The organism is Clostridium sp. 16K-1-R1 (assembly GCF_023921145.1).
Taxonomy (GTDB): domain Bacteria; phylum Bacillota; class Clostridia; order Clostridiales; family Clostridiaceae; genus Sarcina; species Sarcina perfringens.
The window spans coordinates 3116958-3132398 of the sequence record NZ_CP046515.1; the positions used below are offsets into that span (position 1 = coordinate 3116958).

At 30.2% G+C, this 15441-nt stretch carries 12 protein-coding genes, 1 riboswitch and 1 other annotated feature; of the genes, 2 read left to right on the forward strand and 10 right to left on the reverse strand.

Going from position 1 to position 15441, the window contains the following annotated elements; genetic code table 11:
- Window position 1: 1 nt before the first annotated feature.
- The gene (gene ileS, locus GOM42_RS14080; RefSeq protein WP_003456766.1) at window positions 2–3121 is read right to left on the reverse strand and encodes an isoleucine--tRNA ligase; all 3120 of its coding nucleotides are present in this window, start codon (window positions 3119–3121) and stop codon (window positions 2–4) included.
- 100 nt (window positions 3122–3221) lie between these two features.
- Window positions 3222–3503: a binding site (T-box leader), on the reverse strand.
- A 284-nt stretch (window positions 3504–3787) separates the two neighbouring features.
- Here ileS and GOM42_RS14085 point away from each other — a divergent pair.
- Window positions 3788–4003, forward strand: coding sequence for a (2Fe-2S)-binding protein (locus GOM42_RS14085; protein ID WP_003456903.1), 216 nt, complete (start codon window positions 3788–3790; stop codon window positions 4001–4003).
- A 164-nt stretch (window positions 4004–4167) separates the two neighbouring features.
- On the opposite strand, the gene GOM42_RS14090 is transcribed toward GOM42_RS14085, so the two are convergent.
- The 5 genes from GOM42_RS14090 to GOM42_RS14110 all read right to left on the reverse strand — a co-directional run bounded on the left by GOM42_RS14090 (window position 4168) and on the right by GOM42_RS14110 (window position 9023).
- A complete protein-coding gene (locus GOM42_RS14090; protein ID WP_003450594.1) occupies window positions 4168–4776 on the reverse strand; it encodes a DUF1643 domain-containing protein in 609 nt (202 codons plus the stop codon).
- A gap of 178 nt (window positions 4777–4954) precedes the next feature.
- Window positions 4955–6883: an ABC-F family ATP-binding cassette domain-containing protein gene (locus GOM42_RS14095; protein WP_003456784.1), complete on the reverse strand. Its 1929-nt coding sequence runs from the start codon at window positions 6881–6883 to the stop codon at window positions 4955–4957.
- A 130-nt stretch (window positions 6884–7013) separates the two neighbouring features.
- On the reverse strand, window positions 7014–7619 hold the full coding sequence (thiT, locus tag GOM42_RS14100) for an energy-coupled thiamine transporter ThiT (protein ID WP_003456871.1): 606 nt from the start codon (window positions 7617–7619) through the stop codon (window positions 7014–7016).
- The gene (gene tenA / locus GOM42_RS14105; protein WP_252597670.1) at window positions 7619–8284 is read right to left on the reverse strand and encodes a thiaminase II; all 666 of its coding nucleotides are present in this window, start codon (window positions 8282–8284) and stop codon (window positions 7619–7621) included. Before tenA ends, thiT begins: the two co-directional genes overlap by 1 nt.
- A gap of 218 nt (window positions 8285–8502) precedes the next feature.
- A riboswitch (TPP riboswitch) is annotated at window positions 8503–8604 on the reverse strand.
- A gap of 104 nt (window positions 8605–8708) precedes the next feature.
- Window positions 8709–9023, reverse strand: coding sequence for a hypothetical protein (locus tag GOM42_RS14110; RefSeq protein ID WP_003456890.1), 315 nt, complete (start codon window positions 9021–9023; stop codon window positions 8709–8711).
- Between the two features lie 161 nt (window positions 9024–9184).
- Here GOM42_RS14110 and GOM42_RS14115 point away from each other — a divergent pair, with 161 nt between their 5' ends.
- Window positions 9185–10360 carry a class I SAM-dependent rRNA methyltransferase gene (locus GOM42_RS14115; RefSeq protein ID WP_110077488.1) on the forward strand — a complete coding sequence of 392 codons (1176 nt, stop codon included), beginning with the start codon at window positions 9185–9187 and terminating at the stop codon, window positions 10358–10360.
- Window positions 10361–10725: 365 nt separating this feature from the next.
- Here the strand turns inward: GOM42_RS14115 and GOM42_RS14120 are convergent, their stop codons facing one another.
- The 4 genes from GOM42_RS14120 to glpK form a co-directional block, all read right to left on the reverse strand.
- Window positions 10726–11073: a DUF1667 domain-containing protein gene (locus GOM42_RS14120; protein WP_003450634.1), complete on the reverse strand. Its 348-nt coding sequence runs from the start codon at window positions 11071–11073 to the stop codon at window positions 10726–10728.
- A 2-nt stretch (window positions 11074–11075) separates the two neighbouring features.
- Window positions 11076–12329, reverse strand: coding sequence for an FAD-dependent oxidoreductase (locus GOM42_RS14125; protein WP_003450714.1), 1254 nt, complete (start codon window positions 12327–12329; stop codon window positions 11076–11078).
- Between the two features lie 12 nt (window positions 12330–12341).
- On the reverse strand, window positions 12342–13772 hold the full coding sequence (locus tag GOM42_RS14130; protein WP_003456867.1) for an NAD(P)/FAD-dependent oxidoreductase: 1431 nt from the start codon (window positions 13770–13772) through the stop codon (window positions 12342–12344).
- Between the two features lie 165 nt (window positions 13773–13937).
- Window positions 13938–15440, reverse strand: a complete 1503-nt coding sequence (gene glpK / locus GOM42_RS14135; RefSeq protein ID WP_110077487.1) for a glycerol kinase GlpK — start codon at window positions 15438–15440, stop codon at window positions 13938–13940.
- Between the last annotated feature and the right edge of the window lies 1 nt (window position 15441).

Genomic DNA, 15441 nt, shown 5'->3' on the forward strand with positions numbered 1-15441 from the left:
ATTAAGCTCTTTTTGAAACAGCCATTTTTAATATTTCACCATTTACTTTAGCTTCTGAGTAATCAGCATCTCCGTTATAAACAATTTCTTCTGTTAAAGTTTCTTTCTTTATAACATCTTCAAATTTCTTGATTACATCTAAAAGCATATCATTTTCAGCTACGTAAAGAGTTATCTTATCAGCAACCTCAAATCCACTTTCTTTTCTCATGTTTTGGATTTTTGATATGATTTCTCTTACATGACCTTCTTCTCTTAATTCATCAGTTATAGTAGTATCTAAAACAACACCAACTGATCCTTCTCCAGCAAATGCGAATCCTTCTAATCCTTGCATTGTTACAAGTAAGTTTTCAGCATTTAATTCTATTTCATTTCCATCTACAGTGATAACTTCTACTCCACCATTTTGGATTTTTTGAGCTAATTCCATTTGGTTTCTTGAAGCTATTTCTTTTCTTATAGCTGGTATTAACTTACCATAAGCTCTTCCTAAAACAGGTAGGTTAGGCTTAATTTCGAAGTTAACATATTTAGAAAGGTCAGCTCCTAATTCTACTTCCTTGATGTTTAACTCATCTTTAATTATGTCTCCATAATAATCTGGAAGCTCTGAAGTTGAAAGAAGCATTTTTGAAAGTGGCTGTCTATTCTTGATGTTAGCACCATTTCTAGCACTTCTTCCAAGTTTAACTATCTTATAAGCTAAATCCATTTTTTCTTCTAATTTTTTATCTATAGCCTTTTCATCAACTTCTGGCCATGCTCCTAAGTGAATACTTTCTAAAGCATTTTCATCTAAGTTAACTACTAAGTTTTGATAGATTTCTTCTGTTATAAATGGTACGAATGGAGCTGCAACTTTACATAAAGTTACTAAAACTCTGTATAAAGTAGTGTATGCACCTATCTTGTCATCAGTTAATTCTTCTGACCAGTATCTAGCTCTATTTCTTCTTACATACCAGTTTGATAACTCATCAGTAAACTCTTCTATTTCTAAAGCAGCTTGAGTTATTCTATAATTATTTAAATGATCGTCTACATCCTTAACTAAAGTATTAAGTTTTGACATTATCCATTTATCCATTACGTTATCTGATACGAAATCTTTGTAGTCTAATGGATTGAAGCTGTCTAACTCTGCATATAAAACATAGAATGAGTAAACATTCCATAATGTGCTTAAGAATTTTCTTTGAGTTTCAGCAACATCTTCTATTGAGAATCTAGTTGGTAACCATGGAGCACTTGCAGTATAGAAATGCCATCTTGTAGCATCAGCACCTTGTGAATCAAGTACTTCAAATGGATCAACTACGTTACCCTTAGATTTTGACATCTTTAAGCCCTTCTTATCAAGAACGTGACCTAAAACTATACAGTTTTCAAATGGATTTCTATCAAATATAGCAGTTGATATTGCTAATAATGTATAGAACCATCCTCTTGTTTGGTCAACAGCTTCTGATATGAATTGAGCTGGGTAGTTAGCTTCAAATAATTCTTTGTTCTCAAATGGATAGTGATGTTGAGCAAATGGCATTGATCCTGAATCAAACCAACAGTCTATAACCTCAGCTGTTCTCTTCATCTCTTTATTACAATGAGGACAATTTAAATGAACTTTATCAATGTATGGTTTATGAAGTTCTATATCTTCTGGAACATTTATTCCTTTAGTTTTTAATTCTTCAATACTTCCTATACATTCTCTATGTCCGCATTCACATTCCCATATTGGAAGTGGCGTTCCCCAATATCTATCTCTTGAGATACCCCAATCTATAACATTCTCTAAGAACTTACCAAATCTACCGTTCTTGATGTTATCTGGATACCAATTTATTTTTTCATTGTTAGCTAAAAGTTTGTCTCTTAAAGTTGTCATTGCAACAAACCAGCTTTCCTTTGGATAGTAAAGAAGTGGTGTGTCACATCTCCAACAATGTGGATATGAGTGAGTATGCTTTTCAGCTTTAAATAATTTATTTTGTTCTTTTAAGTAATCAACTATTTGTTGGTCACATTTCTTAACGAATTTTCCAGCCCATGGAGTTACTTCTTCTACAAAGTTACCACTTAAATCAACTAAGTTTAAGAATGCTAATCCATTTTGCTTTCCTATTAAGTTATCGTCCTCACCATAAGCAGGAGCTATATGAACTATACCAGTACCATCTGATAAAGTTACATAGTCACCATGAACAACTACGAAAGCTTTTCCTTCAGTTGGAGTTACAAATGGTAATAATTGCTCATATTCCATACCTAATAACTCTTCACCTTTGAACTCTCTAACTATTTCAAAACCTTCTCCTAAAACCTTAGGTGCTAATTCTTTAGCTAAAATGAAGATTTCATCTCCTTCAGCTTGCTTAGCTTCTACATAGTCATAAGCTTTATTTATACATAAAGCAACGTTTGAAGGTAAAGTCCAAGGAGTTGTTGTCCAAGCTAAGAAGTATTTATTATCTTCTCCTTTAACTTTAAACTTAGCTACAGCAGTTAAGTCCTTAACATCCTTGTATCCTTGTGAAACTTCGTGTGATGATAAACTTGTTCCACATCTTGGGCAGTAAGGCATTGTTTTATAACCTTTGTATAAAAGTTTTTTATCCCACATTTGTTTTAAAGCCCACCATACTGATTCTATATATGGATTATGGTAAGTAACATATGGATTCTCCATATCTACCCAATAACCTATTTGCTCAGTCATTTTTTCCCACATGCTAACATATGTGAATACACTATCTTTACATTCAGTTACGAATTTTTCAACACCGTAATCCTCTATTTGAGGTTTACCTGAAATTCCTAACTTCTTCTCTATTTCAAGCTCAACTGGAAGTCCATGAGTATCCCATCCAGCTTTTCTTATAACTTTATATCCCTTCATAACTTTGTATCTTGGGATTATATCTTTCATAACTCTTGTTAATACGTGACCTACATGTGGTTTACCATTAGCTGTTGGAGGTCCATCATAGAAAGTAAAGTATTCACCATCTTGATTCATGTCAAAGTTCTTTTGTATTATGTTTCTTTCTTTCCAAAGGTTTGCAACTTCTTTTTCTACGCCTACAAAACCTTTAGGTAATTCAACTTTTTTATACATATTGAAACTCCTTTCCTTCTCTTGTTTAATATTTTAATTATTTACTTATAATTGATTATTTAGCCAGACTTAATTAAGTAAAATAAAAAAAACTCCATCCTAAAAGGACGAAGTTATATTCGCTATACCACCTAAAGTTCAAACCTATCTATATAATTCAATTATAAATATTAAAATTTTACGTTTTTATGATAGGTAATTAAAAGCACCTATAATGCTCGCATCCTGTAACGTGGATATACGGGATAACTTAATAAGAATATATTCCTTTCAGTCTCCAACTCCCAGGTGATTTTCCTTAAATATACCTATAGTTTCACACCAACCAACTACTCTCTGAATAAGGTTCTATATAAGTACTTGCCCTGTTCACAGTCTTTAAAGAAATTATATAATAGCACTTTTAAAAAGTCAACGAAACAAATCCATATATTTGAAAGCTTTCATTAATTATTTAATTTGCTTTTATAATAAAAATTCTATTTTTGTACAACCTAATATTATAAGTTAAGACTTATATATCAAATAATAAAAATTAATCAATAATTTTTATTATTTAATGTTGACTTTTCTTATCAGTTAACTTATAATTAAATCATCAAATACATTCCATTCCCTTTTGTTAATCGTGCTGTTTTACTTTGATATAATTAGGAGGAAAATAGTATGAATGATAACAATAATTTAAATCAACAAGTAATTGATAAAATGACTAAAGTTTGTATCTGCAGAGCAATCTCAAGAGCAAAGATAAAGGAAGCTATCAAAAATGGTGCACACACAGTAGAAGCAGTAGCTGAAAAAACTGGTGCAACTAAAGGTTCTTGCAAAGGTTGCAGATGTAGAGACAAAATTGAAGAATTAATTGAAGACAACCAATAATTCTTTTAAGCAAAACTTATTTACTGTTTTAATTTTGTATCTCCCTAAAAGAGTACCCTCGGGTACTCTTTTTTACTTTTACATAATATTTATTTTGTATTAAAGCTTATAAAACAAAAAGCATGTATCAAACTTAAGATTATTTTGATACATGCCCTTTTTATTTAAATTTCAAATTCATTTAATTGTAAATTTTTAGACCAACTACTATAGTTTCTAGGATATCCTTGATTTGTAAGTGTTCCTACATAATAAAACTTCTTTAAATCAAAGCAGTTATTTTTAACAACTTTAAACCCTTTTAAAAGGTAATGTAATCTGCTTTCATACACCTTTCTAATATCTTTAGACGTTGGCTCTCCCCAAGCAAATATTATGTGAGAACTATTTATTAGACTTTCAAATATTATTAAGTCATTTTTTAAGTATTCTCCATTCTCAATAAATCCATCATTTCCACATAGGAATAGCTCGCCTTTGGTATTATAAACTTCTTCTAGCACATCCTTGCTATATTCAATAACAGGAAATAGGAATACAAAACTTATTTCTTTTATTATTCCAAGTTCATCCTCATTATTCGTTAAATATTTTATAGCCTTATTTAATTCTTTTTTTAAATCTTCAGCATTATGTGATTTTGGAGCTCTAGTAATAACTAATATATTACTTTCTCCTTCTTCATTAATAGTAAAAGTAACCTTAAAGCCTCTTCCACTTTCATGATCTAATAAAATATTTATATTATTTTGATTTTTACAATACTTTTGCATAAGCGCTCCCCTTTTTACCAACTCTCGTTCCTTAGACTCAATATATTAGTATTAAGTATATTCTAACTTTAGTTTAGTATATAATCGAATCTTTAGAAATTCTACAAATTTATATAAATTAAATTTATATAAATTTAATTTATTCACCTAAATAATATCTTATCTAAGAAAGTAAATTTTATTTATTCTTTTTGTTTTCTTCTATTTGTGCTGCTAACTCATTAAGATATTCCCATCTCTCATATTTAAAGGCTAATTCTTCTTCAACTTTTGACTTCTCTTCCATTAGCTCTTGAAGTCTACCATACTCTGATGCATGTTTTGCCATTAAAGAATCTAATTCTTCTATTTTTTCTTCAAGAGTCATTATTTCTTCATCTATAGTTTCAAATTCTCTTTGTTCTTTAAATGAGAATTTTAATACTTTGCCCTTGTTTTTATTTTTATCCACAGATGGCTCTTTTTTATTTTTATCCACAGCCACTTCTTTTTCTTTATTGTTAATAGCCTCTTCTTCTTTGCTTAGAAGATAATCCCCATAGTTTCCAGTATAAATATCTATTTTTCCATTTCCCTCATAAGAAAATATCTTATTACAAATTCTATCTAGGAAATATCTATCATGGGATACAGTTATGACAACTCCACCAAAGTCATCTAAATAATCTTCTAATCTATTTAAAGTTTCAATATCTAAATCATTTGTAGGCTCATCTAGTAAAAGCACATTAGGGGCTTCCATTAGAACTCTTAAAAGGTGAAGTCTTCTTCTTTCTCCTCCAGATAACATACCTATCATTGTCCACTGAAGTGTTCCATCAAATAAAAACTTCTCACACATTTGTGATGCAGTTATTCTTTCACCTGTGGCAGTTTGTAAGTACTCTCCTGCCTCTTTTATGTAATCTATAGCTCTCATCTCTGGATGCATATGTGTATCTTCCTGTGAGAAGCAAGCTATTTTTACAGTCTCACCTTTTATTATTTCTCCACTATCTGGTGCTACTTTTCCTTCAATCATTCCCATAAGTGTTGATTTACCAATTCCATTAGGTCCTACAATACCTATTCTATCACTTCTTAGTACTATATAGTTAAAATCATCAACAATCTTTTTATCACCAAAGCTTTTATTTAGGTGTTCTATCTCTATTATTTTCTTTCCTAATCTCGTTCCCATAACAGAGATTTCTATATTTTCATTTTCAATAAATCCTTCTTGATTTACTAATTCATCAAATCTTTGAAGTCTAGCTTTCTGCTTAGTAGTTCTAGCCTTTGCACCTCTTCTTACCCAAGCTAGTTCTTTTCTCATAAGATTTTGTCTTTTTTCCTCACTGGCTTTTTCTATGGCTATTCTCTCCATCTTCTTTTCTAAGAAAACAGAATAGTTTCCATCATAGCTAAATAATCTACCTCTATCTAATTCTAATATTCTATTTGTTACTCTATCTAGGAAGTATCTATCATGAGTAATCATTAAAAGAGCGCCTTTTCTACTATTTAAGTATTCTTCTAACCAACTTATAGTTTCATTGTCTAAATGGTTAGTAGGCTCATCTAGTATTAATAATTCACAAGGAGTTATTAAGGCAGCTGCAAGCATTATTCTCTTCTTTTGTCCTCCAGAAAGATTTCCTACTTTTTCTTCAAAATTAGTTATTCCAAGCTTAGTTAAAACATTCTTTGCTTCACTTTCCATGTCCCAAAGATTTAAAGCATCTATTTTTCCTTGAAGCTTTATTAATCTTTCAGAATCATTCTCTTTAACTTCACCCTTATCTATTTTTTCAAGTAACTCTTCGTATTCTCTTAAGATTCTCATTTCCTCTGAGTTACCCTTAAAAACTTGCTCTAAAACAGTAGCATTATCATCATAATCTGGTGTTTGAGCAAGATACTCTATTCTTACTCTATTTCCCTTTGTTACTGTTCCTTCGTCTGGTTCTTCAACTCCAGCAACTATTTTTAAGAAAGAAGATTTTCCAGTTCCGTTAACTCCTATAAGACCAATCTTCTCTCCTTCATTTATTCCTAAAGATACATTATTAGCTAAAATTTTTTCTGAATAGCTCTTACTTATATTTTCAAGAGTTATTAAATTCATCGATTATCCATCCTTTTCAAAACAAATCTTATTTTCATTATAATATAAACTCAAGTTTCTTCCAAAACTAAAATAAGAGCTGCATCAAATAATCTAATTTAATTATGATGCAACTCCCTATTAAAAATTTCTATATATTATTTATAGGCTTCATTCTTTTAGCTAACATTTTTATTGGCATTATTGTTATTACTATAGCTGTTAATAAACTTTCAACTCCTGCACTGCTTGTATTATAAATTATTGAATAAATCCATAAATTCATTCCTGGAGGAGCATATTGACCAAAGAAAATCACTCCTGATATTATGCTTACAAAAGTACTTATACTACCTGCCATAAGTGAACCAAGGAATATTTTATATTTCTCATCTATTCCAAATGATCCTACTAGTCCTAAAGCCATATTTGATAGTATGTAATCAAGTAAAAATTGTACTGGGTGTACTATAAAAGCTCCATTTAATATTTTTAAAAGCCCAAATATTAATCCTCCTGTAACTCCAACAGTTCTTCCATATACTAATGATAAAAGCATTATTGGAAGCATAGAAAAGAAAGTTATTCCACCACCTTGAGGATATCTAACTAAAGGTATCATATAAAGCACATAAGAAATAGCTACACTTAGTCCAATCATTATAATTTCTCTTGTTGTAATTTTATGTTTTCTTAAATCTAATATGTATAAACCTAATATTAAAATTCCAATTAAAGCTACTAAATAAACACTCATTATTTTTCACCTTCATCATACGCCATATTCCAAAAATCAAGTTCGTATAAACTAGCTCTTTTAAATATATCTATTAATCTTTTTTGTTTTTCTTCAGATAAGTTTGAACATTTTTTATCTACGTAAGCTAACCACTCATCTGTAAACTTATCAAATCCATCAGAAGCATACTCATCAATCCAAGGTTTAAAGAAATTCCCCTGTAATTTGTTAGAGTATTTTTTTGAAATATATTTTCCTATATAGCTATAACTCCATGTACATGGTAAAGTTGCAATAGCAATCTCATCTAAATCTCCGGTTAACGCTATTGCTTGCATATAGCTTGTATAACTTATAGTAGTACTGTTATATTCTCTTTTCTCTGCATATAATTCTGATATACCAAATTCTTTTAAATATTCTATATGTACTGCTGTTTCATCCTCCATAGTTCCCTTTGTTGAATTATAAAAGAATTTCATTTCTTCCATAGTTTTAGCTTTAACTACTCCAGCACAAAAAACTTTAGCATACTCTTTTAAATAAAGGTAATCCTGAACTAAATATTCTTTAAATTTATTCTTATCAAGAGTTCCTTCTCCAATTTCCTTTATAAATGGGTGATCTAAATACTTCTCCCATATAGGCATTGCTTCTTTTAATAATTTTTCTGTAAATCTCATATTCTATATCTCCTTTAATCTTATGATTAAACCTAATAGCCCAAATAAGAATTACCTCAAAGTTTTATAAAACTCTAACTAAAAACTTCATACACTTTTTAGTTTATAATAATAGTTTGTTATAATATGTCTAATAAAAAAATAAAAGCTACATCCATGTAGGATGTAGCTTAATTTATAAAAAGTCATAATAATCTAAACATATAAAATACTATTATAAAACTTTCTACAGGCTTTCCTACGCTGGTATTATCCAGATCAGGTTTAAGGGTTAATAACGAAATGTTATCTCTCAGCCAAAGGCACCCCTAGCTATAAAGTCTATAATTATTATATATATTTTTCCTAATAAATTCTAGTTATATTTTAAATTAAGTATCTATTTTAGATGTGTATTAATTTTTACCCATAAATTTTTTATAGTTTAAAACCTCATATAAAAATTATTCCAATAATCTCTATTTTGCATCATCATTTCTCTAAGCTCTTCGTCATTACCATACTCATCATACCACTTTTCTAAAATTTCATAGGCAATGCCATGATATAATAAACTTCCTATAACAAAGGGTTTAGCTGGCACATCACTTAAAGACATTATGGTTACACCTGTTCCTATTGTTCCATATATAATAGCTCTCTCTGGAGTAACAAAAGATTTCGCCTTCTTTTTAAAGTCAGTATCTCTTATGTATTTCTTTAATCTTTTAGGTGTAGGAATAACTATAGCTTTTATCATTTTTTTCAATCCTTAAAATTACTCTTATTAGAAATATATATTAAATATTATCTTATTATTCTAAAGTACCAATTTATTTTTCTTAAATGCATTTTAAACCTATTGGAAAGCCTAGAATATGTTATAATCTTATAAGAATTATTTTGGAAGGAGCTATTTAAATGGCGAGTAAGTTTTATTTACACAAAGGTAAAAACAAAAAAGCTGAACAAGGCAGACCTTGGATATATATTGATGAAATAAACGAATATGATGGAGATTATGAAAACGGAGATATAGTTGAAGTTTACAATCATAAAGGTTATTTCTTAGGAAAAGGCTATATAAATGACAGAAGTAAAATAACTATAAGAATAATGACTAAAGATATAGATGAAGAAATAGATGAGGATTTCTTCAAGAGAAGATTTAAAACTGCATGGGAATATAGAAAGAAAGTTATAGATACATCTTCATGTAGATTCATCTTTGGAGAGGCTGATTTCCTTCCTGGTTTAACAGTTGATAAATTTGAAGATTATTATGTAATTCAAATATCAACTCTTGGAATGGATAAATATAGAGATCTAATAGTTAAAATTCTAGTTGAAGAATACGGTGCTAAAGGTGTCTATGAAAGAAGTGATATAAAAACTAGGGAAATAGAAGGTTTAGAGCAAAGAAAAGGCTTCTTAACTGAACCATTTGATACAGATATACAAATAGTTGAAAATGGAGTTAAATACATAGTTGACTTAGAAAATGGTCAAAAAACTGGTTTCTTCTTAGATCAAAAAGAAAACAGGGCTGCAATGCATAGAATATGTAAAGATATGGATGTTTTAGATTGCTTTACTCATACTGGCTCTTTTGCTTTAAATGCTGGTATAGCAGGGGCTAAATCAGTTTTAGGAATAGATGTATCTCAACATGCTGTAGACTGTGCTACTAGAAATGCTGAGCTTAATAACCTTCAAGATAGGGTTAAATTTGAAAAGCATAATGCTTTTGATGTATTAGGAGATTGGTCAAGAGAAGGAAAACAATTTGATGTTGTTATTTTAGATCCACCAGCTTTCACAAAATCAAGAAATACTGTTAAGCAAGCAATAAGAGGATATAAAGAAATAAATCTTAGAGGAATAAAAATGGTTAAAGAAGGTGGTTACTTCGCTACATGCTCTTGTTCACATTATATGGATGAAGAACAATTAAAGAAAACTGTAGCCGAAGCTGCTCATGATGCTAGAAGAACTTTAAGACAAATAGAAGTTAGAACTCAAAGTGCAGACCATCCTATAATTTGGAACTCTGATGAATCATATTATTTAAAATTCTTCATATTCCAAGTATTCTAGAATTTTTTTAATTTAATGCATATTAAAAAATATATTGGTTAATATAATAGTGTAGCAAAAAAGATATAAAGTTAATATCTTAAATTGTAAATAAAGGGGTGCCTTACAAAATCGGCATACACTCTAAAATTTGTATTTAAGCGTTAATCATTAATTTAAATGTTAAATATATTATTACTATGAGGTGCTTTACATAAATGGCATACACTCGTTAAATGGTCATAATTAATTTAAATATTTAAATATCTATTTTTAGCTACTCACTAGTTAGGACTGTTTATTCTATCCTAATTAATGTACATATAATATTAGATGTATTAAAAGAGAAAGGTATCTGATTTTTTCAGATACCTTTCTTAATTTATTTATGAAACTGTTTTTGCAGAAACTATGCTAACACCTGTTCCTAAAACATCTTCTATAATTACATCTCCAACTTTAATTGGAAGTTTAACAGAAGCCTTGTTAATTTCCTTCATTACATCAAATATCATTCCCTTTGGAATAGGTTCCTCTGTTTTAACTGGGACAACTATGTTGTCACAACCATCTATTTTAACAGTTGAAGTTACTATTCTAGTTGGATTTTTAACCTCGTTTAATCCATAAATTTCTCCTCTTTTACATGTGTTTCCTGTAACCTTTTCTAACTCTGTGTCTACTGTTAAATGACATCCTCTAGGACATACTATGCATATTAATTCTTTTACCATTATTATTCACCATCCTCTAATGAAATTGTTATTGCTCCTTTAGCATTTTTTAGCTTATCTTTAAGAATTGTAATTCTCTCCATTTCTGCAGGAACAACATGAGGTTTCTTAAAGCTTTGAATAACATTTCCTTCTTCATCTCTAACTACTATTTGTTTATTTTTAAATACATTTCTAACTCTCATAAACACATTTAAATTTCCATCTAAAGATTCAATTTCAAATTTTTGAGGAACTGTATAACTTATATTTTCTCCATTTTTTATTTCAGTGAAATGATTTAATCTCTTTTTACCTTTAATATATTTAGCAGCATTCTTTCCTGCATTTTTAGCTTCCTCAGTTACAAAGTCAACTAAGTCATGAACATGGACAACATTACCACAGGCAAATATACCTTCTCTATTTGTTTCCATACTTTCAGAAACTACAAGTCCATTAGTTCTAAGGTCTAATTCAACTCCTGCATTTTTTGAAAGTTCATTTTCTGGTATTAATCCAACTGATAATAATAATGTATCAGCATCAAATTCTATTTCAGTGCCTTTTATAGGTTGTCTATTTTCATCAACCTTAGCTATAATAACCTTTTCTAATCTTCCATCACCTTTAACATCAATAACTGTATGAGATAGGTATAGTGGAATTCCATAATCCTCTAAACATTGAACAATATTTCTAGTTAATCCATTTGAATAAGGCATAAGTTCAACAACAGCCTCTACCTTAGCTCCTTCAAGAGTCATTCTTCTAGCCATTATAAGCCCAATATCCCCTGATCCTAAGATAACTACTTTTTTACCTACCATGTAGCCTTCCATATTAATAAATCTTTGAGCAGCCCCTGCAGTGAATATTCCTGATGGTCTATCTCCTGGAATACTTATAGCTCCTCTTGTTCTTTCACGACATCCCATAGCAAGTACTATAGCTTCTGCTTCTATTGTTAAATATCCTTTTTCAGTATTTATAGCATGTATTATTTTTCCTTCTATTTCTAAAACCATTGTATCTAACATAACTTCTATGTTAGTTCCTTCTACCATGTCAATAAATCTTCCAGCATATTCAGGTCCTGTAAGTTCTTCTTTAAAGGTATGAAGACCAAATCCGTTATGAATACATTGATTTAAGATTCCACCTAGTTCTTTATCTCTTTCTATAATTAATATTTTTTCTACTCCATTTTCATGAGCTTCATAAGCTGCTGCTAATCCTGCTGGGCCTCCACCTACAACTACTAAATCATATTTCATAACTAAATCCTCCTACTTTGTTTTTCCACTTATTATATATGAACCATTTTTATCTAAAAGCACTTCTTCTATATTCATACCAGTTTCACGAGATATTATTTCTTGAACTCTAGGTCCACAGAAACCACCTTGACATCTTCCACAACCAGGACGACATCTTCTCTTAACTCCATCAATAGTTCTAGCTCCTAAAGTTCTATTTATACTATCAACAATCTCTCCCTCAGTTATATTTTCACATCTACAAATTATTCTTCCATATCTACTATCTTTTTTAATTAAATTTGCTTTTTCTTCTGGAGAAAGTTCTATAAAGTGTACTTGTTCTCTTTTTTCATTGAAATTATCTTTTTTCTCTAAAGCTAGTCCACTTTCACCAAGCATTTTAACTACATCCACCGCAATAGCTGGTGCTGAACTTAAACCTGGTGATTTTATTCCTGCTACATCAAAGAATCCTTTTACATCTTTAGCTTCTCCGATTATGAAATCAGGTTTATCAGCTATAGCACGAAGTCCTGCAAAGTTTCTAATATTTTCTCTAAAATTAACTTTGTTAGTTGTTTTTAAAGAAACTTCTCTAACCTTAGCTAATCCATCATACTCTGTAGAAACTGAATCTTTATCACAAGTATCAATAGCATCTGGACCAACTAATAAGTTTCCATGAACTGTTGGAGTAACTAAAACCCCTTTTCCAAGTTTAGTTGGACATTGGAATATTGTCTTTTCAAATAATCTTCCTTGGCTCTTATCTAAAACATAGTATTCACCTTTTCTAGGAGTTATTTTAAAGTCTTCCTCACAAACCATATTGTGAATCTTATCAGCATAAATACCTGCTGAGTTTACTACGAATCTAGCTTCTACTACATCACCATTTTCAAGTTTTATTTTAAAGTTTTCATCTTTTTCAATACCAACAACTTTAGAGTTTAGTCTTAATTCTCCTCCATTATCGATAGCATTTTCTGAAAGAGCTATAGTAAATTCATATGCTCCAACAATTCCTCCTGTTGGGCAGAATAAAGCTCCCTTTACATCTTTATTTAAGTTTGGTTCCATTTCTAAAACTTCTTCTGCTGATAAAAGTTTTACTCCTTCTACTCCATTTTTAATTCCTCTATTATATAAAACCTCTAATTCTTTTTGGTCATCTTCATCAAAACCTATAATTAATGATCCATTTCTCTTAAAAGGAACTGATAAGTCTTTACAAAGCTTATCAAACATCTTATTTCCTTCAACATTGTATTTTGCCATTAATGTTCCTGGTTCAGGATCATATCCTGAATGGACAATTGCTGAATTTGCCTTAGATGCTCCCATAGCAACGTCATTTTCTTTTTCTAATTCTACAACCTTTAAATTATACTTTGTTAATTCTCTAAATATTGCTCCACCTATTACTCCAGATCCTATAATTGCTACATCATAAATCATTAAATATCGCTCCCTTTTTTAAAAATAAAAAAGAACTAAACTCAAAAAAGACATAAGAATATCCTTTTTGTGTCTAGCTCTCTTCTCTCTTACACACAAAATTAAAATTATTTATTAACTTTTATTTAATTATATCATATTTCTGTAAATGTTTCCAGACTTTTTTTAATCTTCAAGTGCCCATCCCTTTGATCTTTCAACAGCCTTTTTCCATTTCTTATGATATTTATTTCTTCTCTCTTCAGAAATAGTTGGCTCAAATTCTTCACTTGCAAACCATAACTTAGCTATTTCTTCTTTATCACTCCAGTATCCAACTGCTAGTCCTGCAAGGTAAGCAGCTCCTAAAGCTGTTGTTTCTGTAATTATAGGCTTAATTACCTTTTTACCAACTAAATCTGATTGGAATTGCATTAAGAAATTATTTCTACTTGCTCCTCCATCTACCTTTATACAATTTATATCATATCCAACATCGTTTATCATAGCTTCAAGCACATCTCTTGTTTGATATGCAATTGATTCAAGTGCTGCTCTTATTATATGATTTCTATTAGTTCCACGTGTTAATCCTACTATGGTTCCACGAGCATACATATCCCAATAAGGAGCTCCTAATCCAACGAAGGCAGGAACAACATATACTCCACCATTATCTTCTACTTTTGTAGCAAAGTATTCAGTATCACTAGAATCACTTATAATTCTTAATTCATCTCTAAGCCATTGGATAACAGCTCCTCCAACAAATACTGATCCTTCTAAAGCATATTGAACTTTTCCGTGTAATCCAATAGCTATTGTTGTTAAAAGTCCTGATTTACTTTTAACAAGTTCTTCTCCTGTGTTCATTAATAAGAAACATCCTGTTCCATAAGTATTTTTTACGTCACCTTTATTAAATGCAGCTTGTCCAAATAAAGCAGCTTGTTGGTCCCCAGCTATTCCAGCTATAGGAACTCTTATTCCACCTTTTGCTCCAAGATTTGCATATCCGTAAATTTCAGATGAATTTTTTACTTCTGGTAACATACTTCTAGGAATGTCTAGTTCCTTTAACATTCTTTCATCCCATTCAAGGTTCTTTATGTTAAATATCATAGTTCTAGATGCATTAGTATAATCAGTTACATGAACTTTTCCATTTGTAAGCTTCCAAACAAGCCAACTGTCTACTGTACCAAATAAAAGCTCACCCTTTTCAGCTTTTTCTCTTGCACCTTCAACATTATCTAATATCCATTTTATTTTTGTTCCTGAAAAATATGCATCAAGTACAAGTCCTGTATTTTCTCTAATATAGTCTACAAGTCCATCTCTTTCTTTTAACTCATCACATATATCAGCAGTTCTTCTACATTGCCAAACAATTGCATTGTATATTGGAACCCCTGTATTTTTGTCCCAAACTATTGTAGTTTCTCTTTGGTTAGTTATTCCAATAGCTGCTATATTTTCTTGAGTTATATTACACTTAGCCATAACTTCTTGAAGTACACTATATTGAGTTGCCCATATTTCCATTGGAGCATGCTCAACCCATCCTTCTCTAGGATAAATTTGATTAAATTCCTTTTGGCTTACCCCAATAATATTTTGTTCTTTATCAAAAATTATTGCTCTAGAGCTTGTTGTTCCTTGATCTAATGCTACTATATATTTTTTCATA

Bases quoted from the DNA above. Each gene is read 5' to 3' on its own strand.
- ileS (WP_003456766.1), bottom strand. From the start codon at position 3,121: ATGTATAAAAAAGTTGAATTACCTAAAGGTTTTGTAGGCGTAGAAAAA.
- GOM42_RS14085 (WP_003456903.1), top strand. From the start codon at position 3,788: ATGAATGATAACAATAATTTAAATCAACAAGTAATTGATAAAATGACT.
- GOM42_RS14090 (WP_003450594.1), bottom strand. From the start codon at position 4,776: ATGCAAAAGTATTGTAAAAATCAAAATAATATAAATATTTTATTAGAT.
- GOM42_RS14095 (WP_003456784.1), bottom strand. From the start codon at position 6,883: ATGAATTTAATAACTCTTGAAAATATAAGTAAGAGCTATTCAGAAAAA.
- thiT (WP_003456871.1), bottom strand. From the start codon at position 7,619: ATGAGTGTTTATTTAGTAGCTTTAATTGGAATTTTAATATTAGGTTTA.
- tenA (WP_252597670.1), bottom strand. From the start codon at position 8,284: ATGAGATTTACAGAAAAATTATTAAAAGAAGCAATGCCTATATGGGAG.
- GOM42_RS14110 (WP_003456890.1), bottom strand. From the start codon at position 9,023: ATGATAAAAGCTATAGTTATTCCTACACCTAAAAGATTAAAGAAATAC.
- GOM42_RS14115 (WP_110077488.1), top strand. From the start codon at position 9,185: ATGGCGAGTAAGTTTTATTTACACAAAGGTAAAAACAAAAAAGCTGAA.
- GOM42_RS14120 (WP_003450634.1), bottom strand. From the start codon at position 11,073: ATGGTAAAAGAATTAATATGCATAGTATGTCCTAGAGGATGTCATTTA.
- GOM42_RS14125 (WP_003450714.1), bottom strand. From the start codon at position 12,329: ATGAAATATGATTTAGTAGTTGTAGGTGGAGGCCCAGCAGGATTAGCA.
- GOM42_RS14130 (WP_003456867.1), bottom strand. From the start codon at position 13,772: ATGATTTATGATGTAGCAATTATAGGATCTGGAGTAATAGGTGGAGCA.
- glpK (WP_110077487.1), bottom strand. From the start codon at position 15,440: ATGAAAAAATATATAGTAGCATTAGATCAAGGAACAACAAGCTCTAGA.